Source organism: Arthrobacter sp. zg-Y844, assembly GCF_024385465.1.
GTDB lineage: Bacteria > Actinomycetota > Actinomycetes > Actinomycetales > Micrococcaceae > Arthrobacter_B.
Window position 1 is genome coordinate 1,324,278 of the sequence record NZ_JANFLS010000001.1, and the last position, 25,258, is coordinate 1,349,535.

General features: G+C 66.5%; 30 protein-coding genes and 3 tRNA genes. 22 read left to right on the forward strand and 11 right to left on the reverse strand.

What is annotated here, in order from left to right:
• The 5 genes from NNX35_RS06335 to NNX35_RS06355 all read left to right on the forward strand — a co-directional run bounded on the left by NNX35_RS06335 (window position 1) and on the right by NNX35_RS06355 (window position 4,834).
• Window positions 1–345, forward strand: a complete 345-nt coding sequence (locus NNX35_RS06335; protein ID WP_255765629.1) for a thiamine-binding protein — start codon at window positions 1–3, stop codon at window positions 343–345.
• A gap of 41 nt (window positions 346–386) precedes the next feature.
• Complete coding sequence (locus NNX35_RS06340; RefSeq protein ID WP_255867257.1) at window positions 387–1,037, forward strand: O-methyltransferase; 651 nt, start codon at window positions 387–389, stop codon at window positions 1,035–1,037.
• A 46-nt stretch (window positions 1,038–1,083) separates the two neighbouring features.
• Window positions 1,084–1,596, forward strand: a complete 513-nt coding sequence (locus tag NNX35_RS06345; protein WP_255867258.1) for a GNAT family N-acetyltransferase — start codon at window positions 1,084–1,086, stop codon at window positions 1,594–1,596.
• Window positions 1,596–2,489, forward strand: a complete 894-nt coding sequence (locus tag NNX35_RS06350; protein WP_255765632.1) for a spermidine synthase — start codon at window positions 1,596–1,598, stop codon at window positions 2,487–2,489. Before NNX35_RS06345 ends, NNX35_RS06350 begins: the two co-directional genes overlap by 1 nt.
• A 131-nt stretch (window positions 2,490–2,620) precedes the next feature.
• Window positions 2,621–4,834: a catalase gene (locus tag NNX35_RS06355; protein WP_255867259.1), complete on the forward strand. Its 2,214-nt coding sequence runs from the start codon at window positions 2,621–2,623 to the stop codon at window positions 4,832–4,834.
• Window positions 4,835–4,928: 94 nt separating this feature from the next.
• Here the strand turns inward: NNX35_RS06355 and NNX35_RS06360 are convergent, their stop codons facing one another.
• Complete coding sequence (locus tag NNX35_RS06360) at window positions 4,929–6,359, reverse strand: NCS2 family permease (RefSeq protein ID WP_255867260.1); 1,431 nt, start codon at window positions 6,357–6,359, stop codon at window positions 4,929–4,931.
• Between the two features lie 110 nt (window positions 6,360–6,469).
• Here NNX35_RS06360 and NNX35_RS06365 point away from each other — a divergent pair, with 110 nt between their 5' ends.
• Window positions 6,470–7,075 carry a copper resistance CopC family protein gene (locus NNX35_RS06365; protein ID WP_255867261.1) on the forward strand — a complete coding sequence of 202 codons (606 nt, stop codon included), beginning with the start codon at window positions 6,470–6,472 and terminating at the stop codon, window positions 7,073–7,075.
• A gap of 3 nt (window positions 7,076–7,078) precedes the next feature.
• Here NNX35_RS06365 and NNX35_RS06370 read toward each other — a convergent pair whose 3' ends face one another.
• Window positions 7,079–7,720 carry an FAD-binding protein gene (locus tag NNX35_RS06370; RefSeq protein ID WP_255765636.1) on the reverse strand — a complete coding sequence of 214 codons (642 nt, stop codon included), beginning with the start codon at window positions 7,718–7,720 and terminating at the stop codon, window positions 7,079–7,081.
• Window positions 7,721–7,890: 170 nt separating this feature from the next.
• Between NNX35_RS06370 and NNX35_RS06375 the strand changes: the two genes are divergently transcribed.
• A complete protein-coding gene (locus NNX35_RS06375) occupies window positions 7,891–8,895 on the forward strand; it encodes a universal stress protein (protein ID WP_255765637.1) in 1,005 nt (334 codons plus the stop codon).
• Window positions 8,896–8,909: 14 nt separating this feature from the next.
• Here the strand turns inward: NNX35_RS06375 and NNX35_RS06380 are convergent, their stop codons facing one another.
• Together NNX35_RS06380 and NNX35_RS06385 are read right to left on the reverse strand one after the other, a co-directional pair.
• Entirely contained in the window at window positions 8,910–9,839 is a 930-nt protein-coding gene (locus NNX35_RS06380) for a cation diffusion facilitator family transporter (RefSeq protein ID WP_255765638.1), read from the reverse strand.
• Between the two features lie 9 nt (window positions 9,840–9,848).
• A complete protein-coding gene (locus NNX35_RS06385; protein WP_227920973.1) occupies window positions 9,849–10,208 on the reverse strand; it encodes a metallopeptidase family protein in 360 nt (119 codons plus the stop codon).
• Between the two features lie 145 nt (window positions 10,209–10,353).
• Between NNX35_RS06385 and NNX35_RS06390 the strand changes: the two genes are divergently transcribed.
• From NNX35_RS06390 to NNX35_RS06425, 8 genes are all read left to right on the forward strand, one after another.
• A tRNA-Glu gene (locus NNX35_RS06390) sits at window positions 10,354–10,426 on the forward strand.
• A gap of 59 nt (window positions 10,427–10,485) precedes the next feature.
• Window positions 10,486–10,559, forward strand: a tRNA-Asp gene (locus NNX35_RS06395).
• Between the two features lie 56 nt (window positions 10,560–10,615).
• Window positions 10,616–10,691: transfer RNA gene (locus tag NNX35_RS06400), tRNA-Phe, on the forward strand.
• A 144-nt stretch (window positions 10,692–10,835) separates the two neighbouring features.
• Entirely contained in the window at window positions 10,836–11,330 is a 495-nt protein-coding gene (locus NNX35_RS06405) for an Asp23/Gls24 family envelope stress response protein (protein ID WP_255867262.1), read from the forward strand.
• 64 nt (window positions 11,331–11,394) lie between these two features.
• Window positions 11,395–11,586 (forward strand): DUF2273 domain-containing protein, encoded by a 192-nt coding sequence (locus tag NNX35_RS06410; RefSeq protein WP_230025100.1) that lies wholly within the window; start codon window positions 11,395–11,397, stop codon window positions 11,584–11,586.
• A gap of 11 nt (window positions 11,587–11,597) precedes the next feature.
• Entirely contained in the window at window positions 11,598–11,972 is a 375-nt protein-coding gene (locus NNX35_RS06415; RefSeq protein WP_255765753.1) for a hypothetical protein, read from the forward strand.
• Complete coding sequence (locus NNX35_RS06420; protein WP_255765640.1) at window positions 11,969–12,556, forward strand: DUF6286 domain-containing protein; 588 nt, start codon at window positions 11,969–11,971, stop codon at window positions 12,554–12,556. The genes NNX35_RS06415 and NNX35_RS06420 overlap by 4 nt, the downstream gene beginning before the upstream one ends.
• Window positions 12,553–13,161 (forward strand): hypothetical protein, encoded by a 609-nt coding sequence (locus NNX35_RS06425; RefSeq protein ID WP_255867263.1) that lies wholly within the window; start codon window positions 12,553–12,555, stop codon window positions 13,159–13,161. The genes NNX35_RS06420 and NNX35_RS06425 overlap by 4 nt, the downstream gene beginning before the upstream one ends.
• A 6-nt stretch (window positions 13,162–13,167) precedes the next feature.
• Here the strand turns inward: NNX35_RS06425 and NNX35_RS06430 are convergent, their stop codons facing one another.
• The 3 genes from NNX35_RS06430 to nadE all read right to left on the reverse strand — a co-directional run bounded on the left by NNX35_RS06430 (window position 13,168) and on the right by nadE (window position 15,765).
• On the reverse strand, window positions 13,168–14,022 hold the full coding sequence (locus NNX35_RS06430) for a hypothetical protein (RefSeq protein WP_255765642.1): 855 nt from the start codon (window positions 14,020–14,022) through the stop codon (window positions 13,168–13,170).
• A gap of 2 nt (window positions 14,023–14,024) precedes the next feature.
• The gene (locus NNX35_RS06435; protein ID WP_255765643.1) at window positions 14,025–14,828 is read right to left on the reverse strand and encodes an exodeoxyribonuclease III; all 804 of its coding nucleotides are present in this window, start codon (window positions 14,826–14,828) and stop codon (window positions 14,025–14,027) included.
• 115 nt (window positions 14,829–14,943) lie between these two features.
• Entirely contained in the window at window positions 14,944–15,765 is an 822-nt protein-coding gene (gene nadE, locus NNX35_RS06440) for an ammonia-dependent NAD(+) synthetase (protein WP_255765644.1), read from the reverse strand.
• Between the two features lie 153 nt (window positions 15,766–15,918).
• Between nadE and pyrE the strand changes: the two genes are divergently transcribed.
• Both pyrE and NNX35_RS06450 read left to right on the forward strand, forming a co-directional pair.
• Window positions 15,919–16,488, forward strand: coding sequence for an orotate phosphoribosyltransferase (gene pyrE, locus NNX35_RS06445; protein ID WP_255765645.1), 570 nt, complete (start codon window positions 15,919–15,921; stop codon window positions 16,486–16,488).
• Between the two features lie 28 nt (window positions 16,489–16,516).
• Window positions 16,517–17,527, forward strand: a complete 1,011-nt coding sequence (locus tag NNX35_RS06450; protein ID WP_255867264.1) for an alpha/beta fold hydrolase — start codon at window positions 16,517–16,519, stop codon at window positions 17,525–17,527.
• A 27-nt stretch (window positions 17,528–17,554) separates the two neighbouring features.
• Here NNX35_RS06450 and NNX35_RS06455 read toward each other — a convergent pair whose 3' ends face one another.
• Entirely contained in the window at window positions 17,555–18,307 is a 753-nt protein-coding gene (locus tag NNX35_RS06455) for an HAD-IIA family hydrolase (protein WP_255765754.1), read from the reverse strand.
• Window positions 18,308–18,470: 163 nt separating this feature from the next.
• Here NNX35_RS06455 and NNX35_RS06460 point away from each other — a divergent pair, with 163 nt between their 5' ends.
• The 4 genes from NNX35_RS06460 (at window position 18,471) to NNX35_RS06475 (ending at window position 21,500) form a co-directional block, all read left to right on the forward strand.
• Window positions 18,471–19,139, forward strand: a complete 669-nt coding sequence (locus NNX35_RS06460) for an RNA methyltransferase (protein ID WP_255765755.1) — start codon at window positions 18,471–18,473, stop codon at window positions 19,137–19,139.
• A gap of 125 nt (window positions 19,140–19,264) precedes the next feature.
• Entirely contained in the window at window positions 19,265–20,284 is a 1,020-nt protein-coding gene (fbaA, locus tag NNX35_RS06465) for a class II fructose-bisphosphate aldolase (protein ID WP_227920761.1), read from the forward strand.
• Entirely contained in the window at window positions 20,284–20,706 is a 423-nt protein-coding gene (locus tag NNX35_RS06470) for a DUF3151 domain-containing protein (protein ID WP_255867265.1), read from the forward strand. Before fbaA ends, NNX35_RS06470 begins: the two co-directional genes overlap by 1 nt.
• Window positions 20,707–20,876: 170 nt before the next feature.
• Window positions 20,877–21,500: a GyrI-like domain-containing protein gene (locus NNX35_RS06475; RefSeq protein ID WP_255867266.1), complete on the forward strand. Its 624-nt coding sequence runs from the start codon at window positions 20,877–20,879 to the stop codon at window positions 21,498–21,500.
• A 91-nt stretch (window positions 21,501–21,591) separates the two neighbouring features.
• Here the strand turns inward: NNX35_RS06475 and NNX35_RS06480 are convergent, their stop codons facing one another.
• From NNX35_RS06480 to NNX35_RS06490, 3 genes are all read right to left on the reverse strand, one after another.
• Entirely contained in the window at window positions 21,592–22,047 is a 456-nt protein-coding gene (locus tag NNX35_RS06480) for a class F sortase (protein ID WP_255867267.1), read from the reverse strand.
• Between the two features lie 276 nt (window positions 22,048–22,323).
• A complete protein-coding gene (locus tag NNX35_RS06485; RefSeq protein ID WP_255867268.1) occupies window positions 22,324–22,785 on the reverse strand; it encodes an excalibur calcium-binding domain-containing protein in 462 nt (153 codons plus the stop codon).
• Between the two features lie 364 nt (window positions 22,786–23,149).
• The gene (locus NNX35_RS06490; protein ID WP_255867269.1) at window positions 23,150–23,743 is read right to left on the reverse strand and encodes a hypothetical protein; all 594 of its coding nucleotides are present in this window, start codon (window positions 23,741–23,743) and stop codon (window positions 23,150–23,152) included.
• Between the two features lie 217 nt (window positions 23,744–23,960).
• On the opposite strand from NNX35_RS06490, the gene NNX35_RS06495 reads away from it, so the two are divergent.
• Complete coding sequence (locus NNX35_RS06495; protein WP_227920787.1) at window positions 23,961–25,250, forward strand: adenylosuccinate synthase; 1,290 nt, start codon at window positions 23,961–23,963, stop codon at window positions 25,248–25,250.
• Window positions 25,251–25,258: the final 8 nt, after the last annotated feature.

A 25,258-nucleotide genomic window follows, 5' to 3' on the forward strand; every position in this document is an offset into this window, starting at 1 on the left:
ATGCTTGTAGCCTTTTCCGTCGCTCCGTCCGGTACCGGACCGCAGACCCCAGCCGCCGGTCCTTCGGCCTCCGTGCACGACGCCGTGGCCGCCGCCGTTCGAATCGTCCGGGAATCCGGCCTGCCGAATTCCACGGACGCCATGTTCACCACCCTTGAGGGTGAGTGGGACGAAGTGATGGATGTCATCCGCCGGGCCACGGAAGCGGTTGGCCAGTACGGCAGCCGGGTGTCGCTGGTGCTCAAGGCGGATATCCGGCCGGGGCACACCGGTGAATTGACCGGCAAGGTGGAACGGCTGGAAAAGGCACTCGGCGACCTGGACGAGTACAGCGGGCACGCCTAGGTACGCAGCGGCCGGACGCGCCGGCGGAACGGGAGCAGGGGATGTCGCAGTGGGAGCAGGTCGAGGAGTACCTCAGCAGCCGCGTGGTGCGGCCGGATGACCAGCTGAAGGCCATCGTTGCTGCGACCGGGGCCGCAGGGCTGCCGACAATCGAGGTAACCGCCGCGCAGGGGAAGTTCCTGATGCTGCTGGCCCGCATTTCGGGGGCCCGGCGGATCCTGGAGATCGGCACCCTGGGCGGATTCAGCACGGCCTGGCTCGCCCGGGCACTGCCCGACGACGGCGAACTCATCACGTGTGAATACGAACCCCGCCATGCGGAGGTGGCCCGCGCCAATCTGGCTGCGGCCGGGCTTCTGGACCGCGTGACCATTCGGGTGGGTGCAGCCCTGGACACCCTGCCGGATCTGGCGGAAGCGGCGCCGTTCGACCTGTTTTTCATTGACGCGGACAAGGTCAACAACCCCGCCTACCTGGAGTGGGCGGTGAAACTGTCCCGGCCGGGGAGCGTGATTGTGCTGGACAACGTGGTGCGCGGCGGCAGCGTCCTGGACCCCGGGGGCGATGACGCGGTGCAGGGCACCCGCGCTGCCGTGGACATCCTGGGCTCGCATCCGCGGCTGGACGCCACGGCCCTCCAGACAGTGGGGAGCAAGGGGTGGGACGGGTTTGCGCTGGCGGTGGTGCTGTGACGCTCCCCGGTCAGGGACGCAGCCGGTGCCGACTTAAGCTGGAGATATGAGCTTTAGTATCCGGCGCGCCCTCCCCGGCGACGCCGAGGACTTCGTGTCCGTCCATCTGCAGTCTTGGCGGGAGAGTTACGCCCATGTACTGGGGGATGAGGTGTTCCGGCGCCGGGAAGCGGACCGCAGCGCCGCCGTCGAACACCGGCGGGCAGCCCTGGCCGAACAGGCAATGGAGCCGGCTATTCGAAACTGGCTGGCCCACTCGGAAGACGGCCGGCTCCTTGGTTTCGCGTCCGCCGGTCCCGCACGGGACAGCGACGCGGACGTTCCGCTGGAACTTTGGTCCATCTACATCCTCGCCGAAGCGTATGGAAAGGGTGTTGGGCAGGCCTTGCTGGAGCAGGCCGTGGACAAGGAACCCGCTTACGTCTGGGTGCTAGAGGACAATGCGCGTGCCCAGGCGTTTTACCGGCGCAACGGCTTCGTGGCAGACGGAACGTCAAAGGACCTGCCGCAGGTCTGGGCCGGCACCGGCATGGTGGAAATCCGGATGGTGAGGCACTGATGGGGCGCAAGCGCCCCGGCAAGGATCCGGTGGACGCCGTGGCCGGCACCGGCCCGGTCGCCGGCACCTATCCGATCGACACGGGAACGTGCGAGCTGGTTCCGGACTCCTTCAGCTCCGACGGCTGGATCCTGATGGTGAACGGAGTGCACAGTTCGCATATCGACCTTGCCGACCCGCGGCATCTGGACTTCGAATACATGCGCTGGATCGTTGCCCTGGTGGAATCCCGCTGGCGTCCGGACGCCTCGCTGCGTGCCCTGCACCTGGGTGCGGCGGCGTGTTCGCTGGCCCGGTACCTGGCCGCCGTCTATCCCGGTGCCCGGCAGGTTGCCGTGGAACTGGACGGCAGGCTGGCGGAGCTGGTCCGCGGGTGGTTTGACCTGCCCCGGGCACCCCTGCTGCGGCTGCGGGTGGGGGAGGCGCGTGCAGTCACCGAGACCCTGCACGAGGACAGCCGCGACCTGGTGATCCGCGATGTCTTTGCCGGCGCCAAGACACCGGTGCCGCTGACGACGGCGGAATTCACCGCGCACGTGGCCCGGGTGCTCGCTCCCGGCGGCGTCTACGTGGTGAACTGCGGTGACACCCCGGACCTGCGCGGCGCCCGCGCCGAAGCCGCCACCATCTGTGCGGCGTTTGAGTACACCGCGGCGATAGCCGATCCGGCCATGCTGAAGGGCCGTCGTTACGGCAATATCATCCTGGCCGGCAGCGACACCCCGTTTGCGGAGGATCCGTCCCTGCCCCGCACCCTGCTGGGGGGAGCGGTGCCGGCCCACCTGTGGGATGACGCAAAAGTGCGCAGCTTCGCGGCCGGTTCCCGGCCGCTGCATGACGATCCTGTCCGGGAAGTGCCCGCGGAACAGCCGGTCCCGGCCCCCCGCCGGTAGCGCCACGGGGAGTACCTGCCGAAGGTGGCCGCCCGGCAGCTCCGTTGACAATCAGCATGCTTACTTCAGTAGGGTGGTGAGAATGACCGTGGCCTTCGGGCGGCGGTTGGACCAACCACGATGGAGGCTACATGTTCAGCAAGAGCACATCCGAACCCGACCTGCCCGTACCGGGCGCCCCGGCGCCGCAGGCCCCGGAACTGGCCGAACCGACGCAGCCGCGCGAACCGCTGCCGCCCAAGCCGGACCAGGATGGACCGGAGACCGTGACTGCCACAGGTGTGGCCACCGGGGCGCCGAAGGCCTCCACCGCGCAGAGCGGACAATTCCTCACAACTGCCCAGGGTGCGCGGTTGCGGGACACCGATCACTCCCTGAAGGCCGGCCCCCGGGGCCCGGTGCTTCTGCAGGACCACCACCTGCGGGAAAAGATCACCCACTTCGACCACGAGCGCATTCCCGAGCGCGTGGTCCACGCCCGCGGCGCTGCCGCCCACGGCGTGTTTACCGCCAACGGCGCGGCCGAAGGAGTCACGCAGGCCGGTTTCCTGGCCAAGGGCGTGGAAACCCCCGTCTTTGTGCGCTTCTCCACCGTGCTCGGCTCCCGCGGTTCTGCGGACACGGTCCGGGACACCCGCGGTTTCAGCACCAAGTTCTACACCGCCGAGGGCAACTATGACCTGGTCGGCAACAACATTCCGGTGTTCTTCATCCAGGATGCGATCAAGTTCCCCGACGTGATCCACGCCGGGAAGCCGCACCCGGACCGGGAAATTCCGCAGGCCCAGAGCGCCCACGACACCTTCTGGGACTTCGTCTCGCTGCACACCGAAGCGCAGCATCACACCATGTGGAACATGTCCGACCGCGGCATCCCGCGGTCCTACCGCACCATGGAGGGCTTCGGCGTCCACACCTTCCGCCTGATCAACGCCAAGGGCGAAACCACCCTGGTGAAGTTCCACTGGAAGCCCCGGCAGGGTGTGCACTCCCTGGTCTGGGAAGAAGCGCAGATCATCAACGGCATGGATCCGGACTTCCACCGGCGCGACCTCGCAGACGCGATTGAAGCCGGCGCGTTCCCGCAGTGGGACCTGGGCATCCAGGTCTTCCCCGACACCGAAGACGAAATGTTCGAGGGCATCGACCTGCTGGACCCGACGAAGCTCGTCCCCGAGGAACTGGCTCCCGTCCAGGTCATCGGCACCATGACGCTTAACGCGAACACCACGAATTACTTCGCGGAAACCGAACAGGTGGCCTTCCACCCCGGACACCTGGTGCCGGGCATCGACGTCACCAATGACCCGCTGCTGCAGGGCCGGTTGTTCTCCTACATCGATACCCAGCTGACCCGGCTGGGTGGCCCGAACTTCAGCCGGATTCCCATCAACCGCCCGCATGCACCCGTCAACGACATGCTCCGGGACGGGTTCCACCAGAGTGCGGACCATTCCGGCGTGGCGCCGTATAAGCCCAACTCCCTCGACGGCGGCTGCCCGTTCATGGCCGGAGCAGACATGGGTGCCTTCATCGACGTTCCTGTCGAGGTGCCCGCGGCCCGCAAGGTGCGCGAGAATCCGGCGACATTTGATGACCACTACAGCCAGGCGCGGATGTTCTTCCGTTCCCTGACGCCGGTGGAGCAGGACCATGTGGTTCAGGCCTACACGTTTGAACTGGGCAAGTGCTATGAGGAGAACATCCGGCTGCGCCAGCTCCAGTCGCTTGCGAATATCGACAAGCGCCTTGCCGAGGACGTGGCTGCCGGCCTGGGCCTGGCGGCCCCGGCTCCCGCCCTCGCCGTTGCCGACACCGCCCCCAGCCCGGCCCTCAGCCAGCTCGGCGGCTCCTGGCCGGTAGCGGGCCGGGTGGTCGGTGTTGTCGCCGATGAAACATCCGACCTGGCCTCGGTTTCCGAGGTCCTGGCAGCTGTCCATGCAGAGGGCATGGTCCCGCTGGTCATTGCACCGCACGGCGGCAAGCTGGGCGCTGAAATCACTGTCCAGCGGACCTACCTGACGGCCCGTTCCACCGAATTCGATGCCGTGGTTGTTGCGGCCTCGGGTGCCGCGGCACCGGATGCGGTGGACAGTTTGGATGCCAAGGCGGGCAATCCCGGCGGGCACCCCTCCCTTGACCCGAGGGTCACCCTGCTCCTGACGGAAGCCTTCCGCCATGCCAAGGCCATCGGGGCCTGGGGGGACGGCGCTTCGGTCCTTTCGGCCGCCGGCATCCCCGCTGAAACACCCGGCGTTGTTGTAGGCGGAGCCGCCGAGGTTGCCTCCGGCGTTACCGCGCTCCTGGCGAACCACCGGGTGTGGGAGCGTTTTCCTGCTGCATAGCTGATGCGGTTGCGGTGCCGAAACCGGTTAAGACACGAAGGGATCCGCGGCCGCGGATCCCTTCGTGTTTGGCAGTACCGGGTGGAATCGCTCCCTAGATCCCTGCCAGCTCCCTGATGGGACCGATGCCGAAGAACAGGGCGAATGCCGCTGCCACCACGTACATCAGGGGGTGGACCTCTCGGCCCCGGCCCTGGAAGACGCGGATGACGGTGAAGGAGATGAACCCGGCACCCAGGCCGTCAGCAATCGAGTACGTGAACGGCATCAGCGTGAAGGTGAGGAAGGACGGCAGGGCCAGCCCGATGTCGCTCCAGTCGATCTTGCCCACCTGGGAGACCATCAGGTAGCCCACGACCACCAGGGCAGGGGCCACGGCTTCGAACGGCACCAGATAGATCAGCGGTGTCAGGAACATGGCCACGATGAACAGCAGGCCGGTCACCACGGAGGCGAGCCCGGTGCGCGCACCTTCGCCGATGCCGGCGCCGGACTCCACGAAAATCTGGTTGGAGGAAACCCCGGCACCGCCGCCGGCCACCGCGCCTGCGGCATCCACCAGGAGGACGCGCTCCACGCGCGGGATGTTGCCGTCCTTGTCGATGCTGCCGGCCTCGGTGGCGAGGCCCACCATGGTGCCCATCGCGTCGAAGAAGATGCTGAGCAGGATCACGAAGACCAGCAGCGAGGCGGCAACTCCGCCCAGGGTCTGGAAGGACCCTACGAGGCTGACATCGCCGATCAGGGAGAGATCCGGAGCAGCCCACTGCGGCATGCTCGGGGTCACCAGCGACCAGCCGGTAGCCACACCGGCACCCTGGCTGCCCGGCTCGGCCAGCCATTCGACAATCACGGCGAAAGCGGTCGAGGCGACGATGCCGATGAGGATTGCGCCCCGGACCTTGCGGGACATCAGCACAATGGTCAGCAGCAGGCCGAAGACGAACACCAGCGTGGGCCACCCCAGCAACTGGCCGCCGTTGCCCAGGCCCAGCGGAACAGTAGTGCCGGCCTCATCCGGATTGCGCCGGACAAAGCCCGCGTTGACCAGGCCGACCAGCGCTACGAACAGGCCGATGCCGACCACGATCGCTGTTTTCAGGCTGGGCGGAACTGCACGGAAAACGGCGGTACGGAATCCGGTGAGCACCAGGATCACCATCGCCAGGCCCGCGATGACTACCAGGCCCATCACATCAGGCCAGGTCAATCCGTCATTGGAGGCAACCGTCACGGCTACGAAGGCGTTGACGCCCAATCCCGTGGCGATCGCGAACGGGTGCTTGGCCCAGATGCCCATAATCAGGGTCAGGATGCCTGCCACCAGGGCAGTGCCCGCGGCAATTGCAGGGCCGGGCATGGTGTTGCCCATCGAGTCCTCGCCGCCGAGAATCAGCGGGTTAAGGACCACGATGTAGCTCATGGCGAAAAACGTGGCCAAGCCGCCGCGTATTTCGGCTGATACGGAGGAACCGCGTTTGGTGATTTCGAAGTAACGGTCCAGCTTTGAACCTTGTTTGAGCATGACGCGTCCTCTGAACTGACCAGTGGTGGGGATGGTGAGGGAATCCAGCATTTAGATCTTATCGCGGGCACGCGGCAGTGCCGTGAAGAACTGGCGGTTAGGCTGAAACGGTGACGAACCTTGTGCGCAATTACCTTTCCAAGTCCGGTTTCGCCGCTGTGGCTGCTGCCTTCCTGCTGGCCCTCTGCGCGGGGCTGCTTCTCTCCGCCCCGCCTGCTGCTGCCCACGATGAACTCACGGGCAGCACTCCGGGCAACGGTGCAGTGGTGGACACGGCTCCGGAGTCCGTGGAGCTGACCTTCTCAAACGTTCCGGCGGCCATCGGCTCCGAGGTGCGGGTTTTGGATGAGGAAGGAACGGACTGGGCCCAGGGCCAGGTGCGGATCCTGGACAACACCGCCACCCAGCCGCTCCGCCCCGGAGCGCCCGCCGGAAGCTACACGGTTCAGTGGCGCGTGGTGTCCTCGGATGCCCACCCGATCGAGGGGACATTCGGGTTTACGGTGGCGGGCAGTGGCGGCACCGGAACCGCCACCGGCACCGCCGCTCCGTCTACTGCTGCGCCCCTGCCGCCCGCAGCGACCCAAAGCCCGGTGCTGAACCAGTCCGCCGATGCCGGATCCCCGTGGACGGTGGTCGTACCGGCAGCGGTGGTGCTTCTCGCCGTGGCAGTGCTGATTGCCCTGGTTGTGCGCCGGCGGCTGCGCGAGGACTAACGCTCACCCCTGGGCAGGGCCTTGCGGGGCAGGTGACCCTGCGTCCGCAATGGCCTCGCCTGCCGCCTTGGCTTGGCGCATGAGCCCGCGGAGGGACGGCAGCAGGTTCTCGCCCACGCCGACGAGGTACACGCCGATTCCCCGCAACGCCTCCACTGCTTCCGGTCCGGCGGTCACGCCCAGCGCCCGGGCCAGCTTCCGCAGGTCCGATCTGGAGCAACTGGTGAGCACCACGTAGTCGGCCAGGAGCAGGTTGCTGCCGGTGCGGATGGCCCATTTGCCGGGGGCAGCCGCCGGCGAGGGAAGCAGGCCGGCGGAAGCAGCCAAGGTCATTTCCTGCGCTGCGGAATCCTCCCGGACGTCCAGCCGGTGGCTGGCAGCATAGGCGTGCAGCACGCGCAGCAGTTCCAACCGTTCCGGGAAGACCTCCGGCTCTGACGCTGCCTCCCTGATGGTGGCAGCAGCCGGCGCCGGTCCGTGGACCACTATCGAGTCCACCCCCTGCCGGCATAGTTCGGTGGCCACCGCCAACCCGCTGAGTCCGCAGCCGATCACCACGGCCTCGGTTAGCTCCGTTGCCGTTTCCTCGTGCGCTGTTTCCTTCTGCCCAGCGGAACCGGTTTGCGCGTTCGGGAAAGAATCCACGCAGTCGTTCCTTCCGACGGTTTTGGAACCTCCCCACAGGCTGCGGTCCTGAGGCGGAACCATATAGGCACTTGCCCGGCTGCGGTAGCGTAGCCCGCTGCCCGGCGCGGTACGCTACTGCCAAGGACAGCCGGAGGATGACGCCGGTTGGGGACCAGAGGGAGCGGCATATGACTGATTCGACCTGGGGCGCAGGGGCCGGTGCCGACGGGCCTGCGGGCATCGTCGTCGGTGTGGATGGATCCGACCAGAGTATCTGCGCATTGTTCTGGGCTGCCCGGGAGGCGCGGCGGCGGGAGTGTCCGCTGCACGTCGTGACGGCGTACACCGTGCCCATTTTCGCCGCTTCCTCCATGGACGCCGGCTACACCACTGTTGATGACGCAATGATCCGCGACGGCGCCCGGCAGGTGCTGGACGAGGCCGTGGAGCGGATCAGCCACTACGGGGTGGAAGTGATCCCGCGGGTGGAGACCGGAGATGCGGCCGCCGTCCTGCTGGAGCTCTCCGAAGACGCGGACCTCATGGTGGTGGGATCACGCGGCCGCGGCGGTTTTGTCGGGCGCCTGCTGGGTTCGGTCTCCAGCGCCCTCCCGGCACACGCGAAGTGCCCCACGGTCGTGGTGCCGCTGCGGACCGCCGGGCGGCTTCCCGACTCGGGAGTGCGGCCGCCGGCCAACTCGCCGGATCCGGACGCCGTGCACCGCGCCGTCGTCGTCGGCGTGGACGGTTCGGAACAGGGCCGTGCAGCATCACTGGTTGCGGCCGAACAGGCGCAGAGCATGGGGCTGCCCCTGCGTATTCTGTGCGCGTTGCCGCCGTTCACCGGCTCGCTGGCCTGGGTGCCTGCCCCGCTGGACATCGAGGCGCTGCATGCGGAGCTGCATGAACAGCTCGACGCCGGCCGGGACTGGCTGCAGAGCCACTTCCCCGGACTGGAAATGACCGTTGAGCTGGTGGACGGGGCCCCGGGCGAGATCCTGATTGAACGCACCGCAAAGGTCGAGCTCCTGGTGCTGGGCACCCGCGGCCGCGGCGGCTTTGCCGGCATGCTGATGGGGTCCACCAGCCAGAGCGTGCTGCACCACGCAAAGGGGCCGCTGATGGTGGTGCCGGACCATGACGATCCCCGGCTGCTGGACCGGCCGAACTTCGGCCCCATGATCGCCGAGTAACCGGCCGCACGCGGTCAGGCGTGCTGCTGGCCTTCGTGCACGGCGTGGCTGGCCGGCTCCAGCTGGAAGGTGCAGTGCTCTGTGTCGAAGTGGCTGCTCAGGCATCTGGTCAGCCGGTCCAGGATGGTGTCCAGGCCGTCCGGAGTGAGGTGTTCCTCCTCCAGCACCACGTGTGCGGAGAACACCGGAACCCCGGAGGTGATGGTCCAGATGTGGATGTCGTGCGCGTCCGACACCCCGTCCACCGACACAATGTGGTCGCGGATCATGCCCACGTCCACGCCCTGCGGGGTGGCTTCCAGGAGCACGTCGATCACTTCCCGCAGCAGCGACCAGGCCCGCGGGGCAATCATCAGGGCAATCAGGATGGAGGCCCAGGTATCCGCCTGCTGATAGCCGGTGGTCATGATGACGACGGCGGACACCACCACGGCGGCCGAGCCCAGCAGGTCCCCCAGCACCTCCAGGTAGGCGCCGCGCACATTCAGGGATTCCTTGCGGCCGGCGTGCAGCACCAGCAGGGAAATGAGGTTCGCCAGGCCGCCCACGACGGCGAAGGGCAGCATCAGCCCGGTGTCGACGTCGGTCTCGCTGCCGAGGCGGCGGACCGCCTCGACGAAGATCACTACGGCAATCACAATCAGCAGCACGGCATTGGCCAGGGCGGCCAGTACTTCGGCCCGCTGGTAGCCGTAGGTCCGCCGCGACGTGGCCGGGCGGGCGGCAATCCACGCCGCGAACAACGCAATGGAAACCCCGGCCGCGTCGGAGAGCATGTGGCCGGCGTCGGCAAGCAGGGCCAGGGATCCGGAAAGCAGGGCACCGGCAACCTGGATCAGGACCACCGAGATGGTGATGAGGAAAACGATCAGGAGGCGCCGCCGGTGCTTTCCGGTAGCGGTGACTGTGCCCAGCCCGTGGCTGTGCCCGTGATGTTCACTCATGGTTAAAGGCTAGCCCCAGCCCAGTTCGTGCAGCCGTTCGTCGTTGATGCCGAAGTGATGGGCCACCTCATGGATGACCGTGATGCGGACCTCGTCCACCACTTCCTCCCGGCTGTCGCACATCCGCAGCAAGGGTCCGCGGAACACCACAATCCGGTCCGGCAGGGAACCCGCATCCCACCAGGAATCCCGCTCGGTCAGCGGGGTCCCTTCATAGACCCCCAGCAGTTCCGTGTCCGGATCTTCGTGCGGACCCGGCTCATACTCGTCCTCGATGAAGACCGCCACGTTGTTCATGGCGCGGGACAGGTCCGCCGGAATGGAGTCGAGGGCTGCTTCCACACAGGCGTCGAACTCGTCCGGGTTCATCTCGATTGGCACCCCTCCACTGTAGTGGCGCAGGCCTCACCGGAACCGTTTTGGATATTCCGGAAATAAGCCCTATAGTTTTAGAGTCCACAACGGAGCGAAACGACTGGTTCACCAGCCGCTTCATTCCATGTGTGTTCTGTTGGCCCCCATCGTCTAGCGGCCTAGGACACCGCCCTTTCACGGCGGCGGCACGGGTTCGAATCCCGTTGGGGGTACTCAGGAGTGGTAAATGAGCCGGCGAGAATCTGGTAGAGTTTACACTCGTGAAATGCAAGGCCCTGTAGCGCAGCTGGTTAGCGCGCCGCCCTGTCACGGCGGAGGTCGCGGGTTCAAGTCCCGTCAGGGTCGCTCAGATTTTCTGAAGCGATTTGGAAGATCTCGGTGATCATCGGTTGATGATGCCAGGCTCTGTAGCTCAGTTGGTAGAGCGTTCGACTGAAAATCGAAAGGTCACCGGATCGACGCCGGTCGGAGCCACCAGCTAAAACCCCGTAGCTGTCTCGCAGGAGACAGGACGGGGTTTTTCTTTTTGCCCCGCGGAGGCGGCCCTCCGGCCCCCCGGCGCGGATCAGCGGCTGCTGCTGCGCCCTGCAAAACGTCCCGCTCCCGGGATACGCTGATCCCATGGATGAGCCCCGGAACACATCAGCGAACGCTCCCGTCACTGCGGCACCAACCGCCCCCGCACCGGCAGGCCCGGCGCACGCCGTAACGGGCACCGGCGATGCCGCCGTGATCGGCGGCCGGAACTCCATCAGCGAGCAGGCGGTGGCCAAGGTTGCCGCAATTGCCGCCCGGGCGGTTCCCGGCGTCTTCGCCCTCGGCAACAGTTCGGGGCGGGCGCTCGGTGCGGTGCGCGACGCCGTCGGCGGCTCAAACGCCACCTCCGGTGTGCACGTGGAGGTCGGCGAACGCGAAGTCGCCGTCGATATCAGTTTGACCGCCGTCTACGGCAATGCCCTGACGGTAGTTGCGAACAATGTCCGTGCCGCGGTCTACGGTGCCGTGGAAAAACTCGTGGGCCTTCGCGTGGTGGAGGTTAACGTGGAAATTTCGGACGTGCAGCTTCCCACCGAGCCAACCGGTTCCGCACAGGTCGGCGGCGCGAAAGCGGTATAGGCTTCAAAGCACGTTCCTCGCAGGACGCACCGGGTTATGTGGAGCAGGTATTAAGGCAGGGGAAATGAAACCAACAGTCGTGGGAATGGCAATCGGGGCCGTACTGGCTTTCGCCGCACTGATATTCGATTTTTGGGGCTTTCTGCTGACCGCCCTGTTCATTGCAGTCGGAGCGCTGCTGGGCCGCGCTGCGGAAGGAAAGATCGACTTCCGCAGCGTTTCCGATGCGCTGACCGGCCGCCGCTCCTCTTCGTGAGCGCCGCCGGGATGACCGCGCCGCCGGCGATGGAGACCGGGTCGGTGCTGGCCGGGCATAACCGGATCAGCACCCAGGCGCTGACCAGCACCGCCAAGGCGGCCGCGGCCGAATACTTTGGCGTGCCGGCACAGCAGGTGCGCGTGCAGTGGACCGATGACCGCGGGCTGCTCGCGCTCTCGGTATCCCTGCCCATTGCGCTGCCGCCGCTGCAGGTCCTCACTCCCGCCATGCTGCAGCGCGCCGGCGGGACGGTCTGGGAGCGGGCGCACGCCGCCAAACCTGTTTTGCTCCGACGGGTGGCTGACCTTACCGGGTCCCGGCTTTCCCGGGTCGACATCCGCATCACCGGCGCGCTGCCGGTGGAAGGAAGGCGGGTGCAGTGAAGCAGGCGGACCTGGACGTAACCAACAGAATCCTTCGACGGGAAACCCATTCGGCCCGCACCGCCGCGTCGTCCTTTGCGGCCGTCCTTGGCATTCTCTTTTTCGCGTATGTCCTGCTGGAATCCGTGCTCCAGGCGCTGGGCCAGGAGGCGTGGCTGATCGATCCGCCTACCTTCGGACGGTGGTTGGCGGATCTTCCCGCGGGTACGGACCCGGTGATCCTCGGATTATCCGGTGCACTGATTTTCCTTGCCGGCCTGCTGTTCTTCCTGCCGGCCGTGCTGCCCGGACGCCGCGCCCGCTATGCGCTGCCCAACCCGCGTGCCGCCGTCGTTGTGGACGGCGAAGTCCTGGCCGCATCGCTGGCCCGGTGCGCCCGGATGCGTGCTGACGTCACGCCGCAGCAGGTGCTCGTAACGGTGGGAAGGACACTGGTGGAGGTGCAGATCCGCCCGACGTCGGGCACTCCCGTGGATGCCGAGGCGGTGCGGGGCGCAGTGGAGGACGAGTTGCTGCTGACCAAGCTGGACCCGCAGCCGGCGGTCCGCGTACGGGTTGCCGAAACCGGGGTGATTGGACAGTGAACGCCACACCTCGCGCGCTGAACCGTTTCCTGCTTGGGCTTCTTGGGTTCGTGCTGATGTGCATCGGCGGAGGGCTGGTGCTCATTTCCGTCTGGCCTGCCGCGGCGCAGGTCTGGCACAGGTTTGCAGCCGACGCCGGACAGGCCATCGACTCAGCGCTCTCCGCCACGGCACTGCCCGGGGGCGGCGGCAGCTGGATCTGGGTCGCACTTGCCGTGCTTAGCTTCCTGGGCATCGTGCTGATGGCGGTGTGGATGGCCGGCCAGGGCGGCGGCCGGACGGGAACACTTGTCTCCGAGTACGACGACGGCGCCCCCGGCCGGGTCGCGATCAGCGGAACCGTGGCCGAGCAGGCCCTGCGCACCGCCCTGCAGGACAACCCCGATGTTGCCGCCTCCGCCGTCAGCACGTACTCCGTGAAGGGGCGCAGCGCCCTGCGGGTGCGGATTACCCCGCGGCAGGGGGCCGCTCCGCACCTGATTGCCGCCGACGCCACCGCGCTGGTGGAAACCCTGGACACCGTCCTCGGACACCAGACCCCGGTGCTGCTGAGCCTGGAGGCCGGCCGCCGGCTGCGCTTCGGCCGGGAGGACCGGGTCCGCTAGGACTGCCTAGGAGGCCCGGGCCAACTGCCGGATGGGGATCCACCGCGACGCCAGCCGGCGGTACGCGGCGGCAGCGCCGGTCATATCGCCGTCGGCCAGGGACTCGATCCCCAGCCGCACATCGGAGGGGGAGTCGTCCGGGAAGACGAGGTCCGCCACCGGGCCGTAGTCCAGCTCCAGCACGGCGTCCGGATCAAAGACTTCCAGCCAGGCTGTCAGTTCGGCCAGCTCGTCCAGCAGGTCAAGTTCCGGAGCAGCTATGGCCAAGGCTGCCGAGGCTGCACGCGCCCGGTCAATGCACTGCAGCACCGGCGCGGAGAGCCGGACGGTCTGGACATGCCCGTCATCCTCCACCACCTCGGTGTGGTCCTCCTCGTGCAGCAGGACAAACCAGCCGAAGGGCACGCCCCAGGTGGCGGAGCGGGTGTGGAGCTTCGCCAGCGAGTCGGCAAAGGAATCCGGATCCAGCCGCGCCGCGTGGGCCTCGCGGGCCACTTCAGGGACCAGCACGTCCACTAGGGGGCCGCGGATGGACTCGCCCAGGGACTCCGCCGCCAGGGAAGTGCGCACGGCCAGCTGGTTGGGGCAGTACAACCGGTTGGTGACCCCTTCCTGCGCCGGATAATGCAGCACCCGGACCAGGTCCGTGGCGTTGTGGGGGAAGGGGTCCGAGACCACCCGGACCAGCCGGCGGACGGCGTCGGTGCGTTCCAGGACCTCGGTTTCGTGGCGTCCGCGGGCACGCTGCTCCATGATTGCCAGCTGCTGGCTGTCATCAAAGGCGTCCAGCGGTTCGTAGACGCGGAGGTAGGAGACAAACGGGAAGGTGCGGTACAGCGACTGCTGCGGATGCCGCGCCACGGCTAGTCCAGTTCCACAATCACGGGTGCGTGGTCCGAAGCGCCCTTGCCCTTGCGTTCTTCCCGGTCGATCACGGCACCGGTCACGCGCTTGGCCAGGGCCGGGGAGCCCAGGACGAAGTCGATGCGCATACCCTGGCGCTTGGGGAACCGCAGCTGGGTGTAGTCCCAGTAGGTGTAGACGCCGGGGCCGGGATGGAAAGGCCGGACGACGTCGGTGAACCCGGCGTCAAGGAACTCGTTGAAGGCCTGCCGCTCGGGTTCGGTGACGTGCGTGGCATTCTGGGCGCGGAACCAGTCGATGTCCCAGACATCGTCATCTTCCGGGGCAATGTTCCAGTCACCCATCAGGGCCAGTTCCAGGGACGGATCCTTGGTGATCCACTCCGCCGCGTGGTCCTTGAGCGTCTTGAGCCATTGCAGCTTGTAGGGCATGTGCGGATCATCCACGGCGCGGCCGTTGGGTACGTACAGGCTCCACACCCGCACGCCGCCGCAGGTGGCACCTATGGCGCGGGCCTCGGCCACGGTGGTTTCTTCGGTCTTGCCGAACATCGGCTGGTCCGGGAAGGTGCGTTCGACGTCGTCGAGCCCCACGCGGGACGCGATGGCCACACCGTTCCACTGGCTCAGCCCGAAGTGCGCCACCTCGTAACCGTTCTTTTCGAACAGCTCCCAGGGGAAGTTGTCGTCCTTCGCCTTGGTTTCCTGAATGGCAAGGACGTCGACGTCGGAGCGCTGCAGCCAGGCCTCAATGCGGTCGGCTCGGGCGCGGATGGAGTTCACGTTCCAGGTAGCTATCTTCACACTGCTACGTTACCGAATCCCGTCCGGCTCCACACTGCGCCCCGCGCCACAAGGGGTAAGCGGGCGGTATGGACGGACCGCCCGCTTAGAAGGGTGCACGCCACGGAAGCTGACGCTATTTCCACCAGGTGTCGGAAACGGTGACCGGTACGGTGCGTTTGTGCCGGGTCATCACAAAGCGTGCCTCGATCTTTTCGGCGTCTTCGGCAGGCGTGTCCCCGCCTTCCAGATAGCCGTCGATGGTGTCGTAGCTCAGGCCCAATTCGGTTTCGTCGGTCTGGCCGGGCTTGTCATCCAGCAGATCCGCGGTGGGCGCCTTGGCGATGAGCGTTTCCGGGGCGCCCAGTTCGGCCAGCAGGGCCCGGTTCTGGCGCTTGTCCAGGCCGGAAAGGGGCAGGAGATCCGCGCCGCCGTCGCCGAACTTCGTGAAGAAACCCGTGACGGACTCGGCGGCGTGGTCGGTGCCGATCACCAGCAGGTTGTGCTGGCCGGCCACTGCGTACTGTGCGGTCATGCGTACCCGTGCCTTGATGTTGCCCTTGTTGAAGTCGGTGATTTTCTCGCCGGTCATCTTCACATATTCGTCTTCGAAGCCGTCCACTGCCGGTCCGACGTTGTAGACCAGGGACTTGGACGGCGCGATGAACCCGAGTGCTGCCTGGGCGTCGGCTTCGTCATGCTGGACCCGATACGGCAGTCGGAGGGCAATGAACTCCGCGTCGGTGCCCTCGGCTTTCAGCTCGTCCACGGCCAGCTGGGCAAGCTTGCCCGCAAGCGTGGAATCCACGCCGCCGCTGATGCCCAGGACGTACCCCTTGGAGTGTGAGGCGTGCAGATAGTCCTTGAGGAAGTCCACCCGGCGGCGGATTTCCGCGGCCGCATCAATGGTGGGCTGAACTCCCAGTTCGGCAATGATTTCCGCTTGTAGTTTCCGCATGGATCACAGCCTATATCCGACGGTCCCGCCGTGCCCGGGAAAGGCCGCGCGAGTTGCGCCGCCGCAGGCCCGGGTTGTCCGAATCGACCGGCGCCACATTCGCATAAGGGACCAAAGCCCTGTCCTGCCGGTGCCCGTAGCTAGGATTGAGCCATGACTTCGCCCGCAATCGCCCCGTCCCGCGCCCGGCTGCTCGAACTGATCATGGAGCTGGCGGTGGTGCGGGGCAAAGTGGTGCTTTCCTCCGGCGCCGAGGCGGATTACTACATTGACCTGCGCCGCGTCACGCTGCAGCACGAAGCGTCGGTGCTGGTCGGTGACGTGATGCTGGAACTGCTGGACAGCGCGGGCATTGAGTTCACCAACGCCGGCGGACTGACCATGGGCGCGGACCCGGTGGGCACCGCCGTTATGCATGCGGCCACCCGCGCCGGCCGCGCCGTGGACGCCTTTGTTGTCCGCAAGGCACAGAAGTCCTACGGCATGGGCCGCCAGGTGGAAGGCCCCGACGTCGCCGGCCGCAACGTGGTGGTCCTGGAAGACACGTCCACTACCGGCGGGTCGGCGCTGACCGCCGTCGAGGGCGTGCGCAACGCCGGAGGCAACGTGGTGGCCGTGGCAGTCATCGTGGACCGGGACACCGGAGCGAAGGAACGCATCGAGGCCGAGGCCGGCGTTCCCTATCTGTTTGCGTTCGGCAAGGATGAGCTCGGGCTCGGATAGCCGCAGCAACCGCCGCGGCACCGGTTCGATGGAACCGGCACCTCCCGATCCGAGGGAACTCCTTCGGACCACGGCAGACCTGCACCGGGTATCCCGGCGCCGCTTCCTGGCCGGTTCGCTGGCGGGGATTGTGCTCGGCACCGATCTTGTGGTCACCGACCGCGTCCAGCACTACCGTGAAGAGCTGGAAATCCTGCGCGTGCCCGACGACGACGCCGAACGCCGGTTTCCGCATGCCATGTGGTTCCTGTTCCCCGGCTACAAGACCAGCTGGGAGGAAACCGGCTGGCTCCTGCGCTCCCTGCGCCCGGCCCTGACCACGCGGGGACAGCTCGCCGGGATCGGGTATTCCAACAGGGGTTTGAAGGTCCCGGCAATCCTGGAGGCGGTGCATGCATCCATCCGGGAACACTCGCTGACGCGTGTCTACTTCTACGGGCACAGCTTCGGCGGGATGCTGGCGGTGCAGGTGGCCGCCGGGCTGGCCAGCCGGGGCGTCGCCGTCGACCTGATTGTCCTGGACTCCAGCCCGTCGGGCCGGAGTGCCGTCCGCGACCAGGCCATGTTCAAGGGAGCGGTGTTCCTGTACGACAACGGCTACCGGATCACCACCGGGCTGCGCGGCGGTTACGAACTGGGGGAGCGCATGCTGCACAGGAATGAACGGTCCTGGCGGACGGTCGCGGAACAAACCCTGGAACAGCTTTCGCCGCTGGCCCCGTCCAGCCGGCTCATCCAGTCCCAGGCGTCCTACATCTACCACTTCACGGCTCCCCGGTTTTCGGGATCGCTGGGCGGGACGAAGCTGGCATTCATCGGAAACCCGGAGGACCAAACGGTGGACTACGGCACGGCCCGGGCCGGCTGGGAGGCAGCGTTCCCGGAGAACCTGCTGACCAGCTCGCTGGTCACCGAAGGAGCCCGTCCGGCCCACGCCAGCCCGCAGTGGAACCCCGCGGTCTATGAGGACATAGTGCTGGAAGTGCTGCGGCTCTTCGGCCCGCCAGGACCCTCGGGAGGTCTCCGGGCGGAGGAATAACCCCGCCCGGCCAGGTTCCGGGAGTCCTCAGATGGTGTTGATCAGGTCCGCGACGGAGTTCATGATCTGCGTGGGCCGGAACGGATACCGGTTGATGTCCTCGCGCTGGGTGATGCCGCTGAGCACCAGCACCGTGTGCAGTCCCGCCTCGATGCCTGCCACGATGTCGGTATCCATCCGGTCGCCGATCATGGCCGTGGTTTCGGAGTGGGCGTCGATCTTGCGCATCGCGGACCGGAACATCATCGGGTTCGGCTTGCCGACAATGTAGGGCTCCATCTTGGTGGCCGCCGTGATCAGTGCGGCGATGGCGCCGGTGGCCGGGAGCGGTCCCTCCTGCGAAGGACCCGTGACGTCCGGGTTGGTGGCAATGAAACGGGCGCCGTCCAGGATGAGCCGGATCGCCTTGGTGATGGTGCCAAAGGAATAGGTGCGGGTCTCGCCCAGCACCACATAGTCCGGAGTGGTGTCGGTGAGGATCATGCCTGCCTCATGCAGCGCCGTCGTCAATCCGGCCTCACCCACCACGAAGCAGCGCCCCGGAGTGCCGGAGTTCTTCACCTGGTCCTTGAGGAACTCTGCCGTGGCCAGCGCGGAGGTCCAGAGGTTTTCTTCCGGCACCTCCAGCCCCGAGGCACGCAGGCGTGCGGCAAGGTCCCGCGGGGTGTAGATGGAGTTGTTGGTCAGCACCAGGAACCGCTTGGAGGTGGAGACCCAGCGCTCAATCAGCTCAGCGGCACCGGGGATGGGGTGGTTTTCGTGAACCAGGACCCCGTCCATGTCCGTCAGCCAGCATTCAATGTTCTCGTTTTCGCCCACGGTCTCCCATTTCTCGCATACTGCATTACTGCCTCGCCTTACAGCGCGCCGCACGGCCTTGGAACCTGTCCCGGAGGCGCCGGAAGCGGGCGTTGCCAGTCTTTCACCTTAGGCTGGAAGGGTGATAGACAGCCCCGAAGAAGTCAGCAATGACACCGTAGATGAAGCCGCCGCACCGTTGCACCAGGTGGGTGTGGGTCCCTGGGAGGGGCCGCTGCCGGAAGGGGATCACTGGGATCCTGAACTGCTGGCCAACGGGGACGCGCGCAACGTGGTGGACGAATACCGTTACTGGAAGCATGACGCGATCGTGGCGGACCTGGACACCCGGCGGCATCCGTTCCACGTGGCCATCGAGAACTGGCAGCACGATTTCAACATCGGCACAGTGGTGCGCACGGCCAACGCCTTTATGGCGAAGGAAGTGCACATCATCGGACGACGCCGGTGGAACCGCCGCGGTGCCATGGTCACCGACCGCTACCAGCACATCCGCAACCACCCCACCGTTGAGGACTTTGTGCAGTGGGCCCGCAGCGAAGGCCTGCACATCATTGGAATCGACAACTTCCCGGACTCGGTGCCGCTGGAAACCTACGAACTCCCGGAAAACTGCGTGCTGGTCTTCGGCCAGGAGGGGCCCGGGCTGAGCCCGGAAGTCCACGCCGCAGCGGACGCCACCCTGTCGATTGCCCAGTTCGGCTCCACCCGTTCCATCAACGCCGGCTCCGCCGCCGCCATCGCGATGCATGGCTGGATCCGCCGGCATGTGTTCGGCCAGAAGGTGGGCTAGCAGCGCACCCCGGAAACCGGCGTCGTAATCCGGCGCCGGTACCTGATGCCGCAGGGACACTTGTGGCTAGGATGTAAGGAGCCAACGAGGGCTGAAGGCCCTGCCGTATCGACCTTGGAGTCAGCATGCCTATTGCAACCCCGGAGATTTATGCCGAGATGATCGACCGAGCCAAGGCAGGGGGCTTCGCGTATCCGGCAGTCAACGTCACCTCCTCGCAGACCCTCAACGCCGCGCTCGCAGGTTTCGCCGAAGCAGGTTCGGACGGCATTGTGCAGGTATCCACCGGCGGTGCGGCCTATTGGTCCGGCGCCTCGGTGAAGAACATGGTCGCCGGTTCCCTCGCGTTCGCTGCCTACGCCAAGGAAGTAGCCAAGAGCTACAACGTGAACATTGCGCTGCACACCGACCACTGCCCCAAGGACAAGCTGGATGACTTTGTCCTGCCGCTGCTGGCCGCCTCCGAAGCTGCCGTGAAGCGCGGCGAGGATCCGATCTTCAACTCGCACATGTGGGACGGCTCGGCCGAGACCCTTGAAGACAACCTGCGCATCGCCCAGGAACTGCTGGCCCGCACGGCGGCCGCCAAGATCATCCTCGAGGTGGAGATCGGCACCGTCGGCGGTGAAGAAGACGGCGTGGAGAACGCCATCAACGACAAGCTCTACACCACGGTCCAGGACGGCATGGCCACCATCGAAGCCCTCGGCGACGGCAGCAAGGGCCGCTACATCACTGCCCTGACCTTCGGCAACGTCCACGGCGTGTACAAGCCCGGCGGCGTGAAGCTGCGTCCGGAAATCCTCAAGGAAATCCAGGACGCGGTGGGCGGCTCCATCGGCAAGGACCGGCCGTTCGACCTGGTCTTCCACGGCGGCTCGGGTTCCTCCGCCCAGGAGATCGCCGACGCCGTCTCCTACGGCGTCGTCAAGATGAACATCGACACCGACACCCAGTACGCCTACACCCGCCCGGTGGCGGACCACATGCTGCGCAATTACGACGGCGTACTGAAGGTGGACGGCGAAGTGGGCAACAAGAAGCAGTACGATCCGCGCGTCTGGGGTGCAGCCGCTGAAAAGGGCATGGCCGCCCGCGTGGTGGAAGCAGCACAGAACCTTGGATCGGCAGGTAAGGCACTCTAATGTCAGACGAATTCCGCAAGAACCTCCTCGGCCCCGACGCCACCTACCTGCCGGAGGAGACCGACGTCGTCGCCCGCCTGGAGGCCGGCGACGAACCGGTGGATCTCGCAGCGCAGTTCCCCACCTCCTCGCAGGTGTGGGCAGCGCTCGCGGACGAGGCGTTCGAGGAGGGCCGGAACATCGAGTCCTACGCCTACGCCCGGGTGGGGTACCACCGCGGACTGGATTCCCTGCGCCGTGCCGGCTGGCGCGGCGTCGGCCCCATCCCGTGGTCGCACGTTCCCAACCGCGGTTTCCTGCGCTCGCTGTACGCGCTGGGCCGCGCGGCTGCGGCCATCGGGGAGACCGAGGAAGTGGACCGGATCCGCAAGTTCCTGGACGATTCCGATCCGCAGGCCAAGGCAGCTATCGAAAGCCTGTAGGCTCCTCGGCTTCACCACAACGACGGCGGTTCCCCGGTTTTCCGGGGGGCCGCCGTTCTGGCGCCTGCGGTTCCTTTCTGGCCCTGGCGGGATGCCCTTGCGGGGCCGGGCCTCCCGGTATCCGGGTGCACACGCCTACGCTGGAAAGCCGCTCGAAAGGTGGACAGCGCATGGAAAAGTTCGACCTGAAACGCTCCTACCCCGAGCTCTATTCGCCCGGCGGCCGGGACTTCACGTTGGTGGACGTGCCGATCATGCACTACCTCGCCGTCGACGGGCACGGTGACCCCAACACCTCGCCCGAATACACCCGGGCCCTCGAGTGCCTCTATCCGGTGGCGTATTCACTGAAGTTCGCCTCGAAGGATGAGCTGGAGGCGGACTTTACGGTCGGCCCGCTGGAAGGTCTGTGGCGTGCCGAGGATACGGAGGCCTTTAGCCGCCGCGACAAGGGCTCCTGGGACTGGACCATGCTCATTGCGCAGCCGGAGTGGATCACTCCGGAAATGGTGGACGCGGCTGTTGCTTCGGTGGCCGCCAAGAAGAAGGTTCCCGGGCTGGACCAGGTGCGGTTGCTGACGCTCACGGAGGGTCTCGCGGCGCAGATCCTGTACATCGGACCCTACGACGACGAGGGTCCGGTCCTGGCCCGGCTGCACGGCTCCTGGATGCCCGAGCGAGGGCTGACCTTCAACGGCGACCACCACGAGGTGTACCTCAGCGACCCGAGGCGGGCGGCTCCGGAGAAACTACGGACGGTTCTGCGCCAGCCGGTCCGTAGCATCGAACTCTGAGTTAGAGCGGTTTTCCGCCGGCTTCCAACAGGCAGAAAAGTCGATGCCTCATGCCGGGCACTTTTCCGGTCAGCAGGACGGCAGCGCAGCTTCAGGGAACCATCGCGGCGTACACCACGAAGTTGTCGTCGAAGCGGCCCGTTTTGGGATCGTAGCCATCGCAGGTAATCAGGCGGAGTTCCGGCCCGGCAGTGTTGCCGTACACCTGTGACGTGGGGAAGTTGTCCTTGGGATACTGCTCGCCGCTGAGCACCGTGAAAACGGCCGTGCTGCCGTCTTCCCGGACCACCTCAATCCGGTCGCCGGGGGAGAGCCGGCGGAGGTCGGCGAAAATCCCGGGACCACCTCCCTCGGCATTCACATGGCCAAGCAGCACGGCCGGACCCGTTTCGCCCGGGGTTGGGGAATACTCGTACCAGCCGGCGGGTGAACCCGGTTTGCCCGGAGGGACCTGCAGTGCGCCGTCGTCGTCCAGGCCCAGGCGGATAAGTCTCGACGACGCCCCGATCGAAGGGATGCGCAACGTCGCCGGTGCGGATTCCGGCATTCCCGCGCTCTGGACGTTCGATGCGGAGGGCGCCGCGGCAGGTGGTAGCGACGGCGACGGCGACGGCGGCGCGGGTACCGGTACGGCCGTTTCCGGGGCGGTCCGTGCAGAGGCAGTTGGAGCCGGGACAAGGGCTGTTGCTGCAGCGTTACGGACGCTTACGGGACCGGCGCTGCCGGCCCCTGCGAGGAGAAGTGCGGCCGCCGCAGCCGCACCAAGGCTTCTGCGGCGGCCGCCCGGAGTTTTCCTCATCTCGATCCGGTCCCCGGGATCCGCTTATTCCTGGCCGGCGAGGCGCCGCCGCACCATGAAGGTGCCGCCTGCTGCCGCCGCGAGCACCAGGCCGCCGCCAATGGCAAGGCCTTCGGCGCTGGATTCCTCCGGCTCCTGCGTGATTCCGGTGTTGGCGCCGCCCGCGGGCACCCTGCCCACCTGGGCGGGCATTTGTTCCACATAAGACGGAATCCAGGTCCCGTCGCTGTCCAGATGCCCCTGCGGCTGGGGCATGGGCCGGGAAGAGTCCTCGCATCCGATGCCGTTCATGTTGCGGTCAAGATGTGGGCCATAGCCCGGATCGGTGGAAGGAATGTTGTACGCTCCGGCGGCTGCCGCCTCGGTGCAGTTGGGATACGGCGCCGCATAGGTGCGAGCTGGTTCGTCGGCCAGCGCCGGCGTCGCCGAAAGGAGCCCGAATCCGGTGATGGCCGCCAGTGTGAGGCCGGCTGTCGTCTTTTTCATCTGATTCCCTGCTTTCTGAGTAAAGAAGGGCATCCAGGGGGTGGATGACTCTGAAAGCGTAGGTATCCGGGCAATCGCCCCGCTTCCCCCGGGCAGGAAATTGGGCACGGCAGAGCCGAAATAGTTCGCCGGGGCAAAGGTTGCCCTCACGCAACAGCTTCGGAGACGGAGACTGAGCGTGCTGGCATCGAATGGCGTCAACTCCCGTCGAATCCCTCCGATATGTCCCAATCCCTGCGGTTTGTCCGGATCCCCTCGCTGCGCGGCGCAGGGATCCGGACAAAACGCAGGGAGCCCGGACAAAGCGCAGGAGCCCGGACAAAGCGCAGGGATCCGGGACGGGGAGGGACCCGGCCCCGCAAGCTCAGGGCAGGATGGTGGTGGTGACGGCGACAATCCGCGGGGCAGCCGGAACGGAACTGAAGCCGAAGTTCACGGGCGGCTGGACCGGACGCAGCCCGCCCAGATCGGCGCCGTCCCACGCTGCAGTAGCGGACACCAGTGATCGAATGGACCGGACGCCGTAGAACTCCCGCCGGCCGCCGCCCGCCGATCCGGCGGTCTGCACGCCCGGAGCCAGCAGTTTGGCGACGGGATTGATCAGCCGCAGCCACCACGGAGCCACGGCCAGCGGACCCGGCACATGCTCCAATACCCGGCCCAGGAAGGTCACCGGCCCCAGCACGGCCTCAAGCCGCAAGGGTCCCGCGGCCACCCGGAGCGCCTCTCGGGAAAGGACTGCGTCCACGGGCGCCACCACGGTCCGGTCGAAACTGTAGGTTTCGCCGATATACCGGGCCGCCGCGTCGGACGGGGCCAGCAGCGTCCGCACGCCGGCGTCGTCCTCGGCCATCACGTCGGTGAAAGCGCCCAGCGGGGACTCGAGCCAGTGCCCAACCACCAGCCTCGTACCGGAGGCAGTACCCAGCCCAGCAATGTAGCCGCGGAATCGGTCCATCCGGCCACGCTACCTGCGAAGCACCGAAGATAGATGCCCCCGCAGCGTATTTTCAAGTGAGCAACAGCATGATCGGCTAAACTTGGCAGGTAAGAGCCCCGCAACTTGCGCCGAGGTACGCCGTAAGGCAGGAGACGCAGGTTCAGGGGCGTTCTCATGCACGGTAGCGGATCTGCAACCAAGCAGCTCCGTCCCGTATCTAATGGGGGAGGATCCCATGCCAGCTATTGTCATCGTCGGCGCCCAGTGGGGCGACGAAGGTAAAGGTAAGGCCACCGACCTGCTCGGCGGCCGCGTCGATTACGTCGTCAAACCCAACGGCGGAAACAATGCCGGCCACACCGTCGTCGTCGGCGGTGAAAAATACGAACTCAAGCTGCTGCCCGCAGGCATCCTCAGCCCCAACGCGATTCCGGTGATCGGCAACGGCTGCGTGGTGAACCTTGAGGCGCTCTTCGCCGAGATCGACGGCCTCGAATCCCGCGGTGCGGATACGTCCAAGCTCCGGATTTCCGCCAATGCGCACCTGGTGGCCCCGTTCCACCAGGTGATGGACAAGGTCACCGAGCGCTTCCTGGGCAAGCGTGCCATCGGCACCACCGGACGCGGCATCGGCCCGGCCTACATGGACAAGGTGGCCCGGCTGGGCATCCGTGTCCAGGACATCTTTGACGAGTCCATCCTGCGCCAGAAGGTCGAAGGCTCCCTGAAGCAGAAGAACCAGCTGCTGCTGAAGGTCTACAACCGCCGCGATATCGACGCCGAAGAGGTGGTCCAGTACTTCCTCTCCTACGCGGACCGGCTGCGTCCCATGGTCATCGACTCGACCTACGAGCTGAACTCCGCCCTGGACGAGGGCAAGGTCATCCTCATGGAGGGCGGCCAGGCCACGTTCCTGGACGTGGACCACGGCACCTACCCGTTCGTCACGTCCTCCAACCCGACCGCGGGCGGCGCGTCCGTGGGCTCGGGTATCGGCCCCACCCGGATCACCCGTTCCGTGGGCATCATCAAGGCCTACACCACCCGTGTCGGTGCCGGCCCGTTCCCCACCGAACTGTTTGATGACATGGGCCTGTACCTGCAGAAGACCGGCGGCGAGTTCGGCGTGAACACCGGCCGCCCGCGCCGCTGCGGCTGGTACGACGCCGTCCTGGCCCGCCACGCTTCCCGCGTCAACGGCTTCACGGACTACTTCGTGACCAAGCTGGATGTCCTGACCGGCATCGAGAAGATCCCGGTGTGCGTGGCCTACGACGTCGACGGCGTGCGGTTCGACGAGATGCCGATGACGCAGACCGACTTCCACCACGCCAAGCCGATCTTCGAGTACTTTGACGGCTGGACCGAGGACATCACCGGGGCCAAGACCCTTGAGGACCTCCCGGACAACGCCCGGAACTACGTGCTGGCGCTGGAAAAGATGTCCGGCACGCGCTTCTCCGCCATCGGCGTGGGCCCGGACCGCGACCAGACCATCGTGGTGCGGGACCTCATCAACGAGTAAAGCCACCA

Excerpts from the sequence above, each read along its gene's own strand:
- nadE (WP_255765644.1), bottom strand. The coding sequence starts at position 15,765 with ATGCGGAAACTACAAGCGGAAATCATTGCCGAACTGGGAGTTCAGCCC.
- NNX35_RS06335 (WP_255765629.1), top strand. The coding sequence starts at position 1 with ATGCTTGTAGCCTTTTCCGTCGCTCCGTCCGGTACCGGACCGCAGACC.
- NNX35_RS06340 (WP_255867257.1), top strand. The coding sequence starts at position 387 with ATGTCGCAGTGGGAGCAGGTCGAGGAGTACCTCAGCAGCCGCGTGGTG.
- NNX35_RS06355 (WP_255867259.1), top strand. The coding sequence starts at position 2,621 with ATGTTCAGCAAGAGCACATCCGAACCCGACCTGCCCGTACCGGGCGCC.
- fbaA (WP_227920761.1), top strand. The coding sequence starts at position 19,265 with ATGCCTATTGCAACCCCGGAGATTTATGCCGAGATGATCGACCGAGCC.
- NNX35_RS06385 (WP_227920973.1), bottom strand. The coding sequence starts at position 10,208 with ATGAACCCGGACGAGTTCGACGCCTGTGTGGAAGCAGCCCTCGACTCC.
- NNX35_RS06360 (WP_255867260.1), bottom strand. The coding sequence starts at position 6,359 with ATGCTCAAACAAGGTTCAAAGCTGGACCGTTACTTCGAAATCACCAAA.
- NNX35_RS06350 (WP_255765632.1), top strand. The coding sequence starts at position 1,596 with ATGGGGCGCAAGCGCCCCGGCAAGGATCCGGTGGACGCCGTGGCCGGC.
- NNX35_RS06345 (WP_255867258.1), top strand. The coding sequence starts at position 1,084 with ATGAGCTTTAGTATCCGGCGCGCCCTCCCCGGCGACGCCGAGGACTTC.
- NNX35_RS06480 (WP_255867267.1), bottom strand. The coding sequence starts at position 22,047 with ATGCCGGAATCCGCACCGGCGACGTTGCGCATCCCTTCGATCGGGGCG.
- NNX35_RS06470 (WP_255867265.1), top strand. The coding sequence starts at position 20,284 with ATGTCAGACGAATTCCGCAAGAACCTCCTCGGCCCCGACGCCACCTAC.
- NNX35_RS06405 (WP_255867262.1), top strand. The coding sequence starts at position 10,836 with ATGGATGAGCCCCGGAACACATCAGCGAACGCTCCCGTCACTGCGGCA.
- NNX35_RS06410 (WP_230025100.1), top strand. The coding sequence starts at position 11,395 with ATGAAACCAACAGTCGTGGGAATGGCAATCGGGGCCGTACTGGCTTTC.
- NNX35_RS06450 (WP_255867264.1), top strand. The coding sequence starts at position 16,517 with ATGGAACCGGCACCTCCCGATCCGAGGGAACTCCTTCGGACCACGGCA.
- NNX35_RS06415 (WP_255765753.1), top strand. The coding sequence starts at position 11,598 with ATGACCGCGCCGCCGGCGATGGAGACCGGGTCGGTGCTGGCCGGGCAT.
- pyrE (WP_255765645.1), top strand. The coding sequence starts at position 15,919 with ATGACTTCGCCCGCAATCGCCCCGTCCCGCGCCCGGCTGCTCGAACTG.
- NNX35_RS06375 (WP_255765637.1), top strand. The coding sequence starts at position 7,891 with ATGACTGATTCGACCTGGGGCGCAGGGGCCGGTGCCGACGGGCCTGCG.
- NNX35_RS06495 (WP_227920787.1), top strand. The coding sequence starts at position 23,961 with ATGCCAGCTATTGTCATCGTCGGCGCCCAGTGGGGCGACGAAGGTAAA.
- NNX35_RS06485 (WP_255867268.1), bottom strand. The coding sequence starts at position 22,785 with ATGAAAAAGACGACAGCCGGCCTCACACTGGCGGCCATCACCGGATTC.
- NNX35_RS06380 (WP_255765638.1), bottom strand. The coding sequence starts at position 9,839 with ATGAGTGAACATCACGGGCACAGCCACGGGCTGGGCACAGTCACCGCT.
- NNX35_RS06455 (WP_255765754.1), bottom strand. The coding sequence starts at position 18,307 with ATGGACGGGGTCCTGGTTCACGAAAACCACCCCATCCCCGGTGCCGCT.
- NNX35_RS06475 (WP_255867266.1), top strand. The coding sequence starts at position 20,877 with ATGGAAAAGTTCGACCTGAAACGCTCCTACCCCGAGCTCTATTCGCCC.
- NNX35_RS06490 (WP_255867269.1), bottom strand. The coding sequence starts at position 23,743 with ATGGACCGATTCCGCGGCTACATTGCTGGGCTGGGTACTGCCTCCGGT.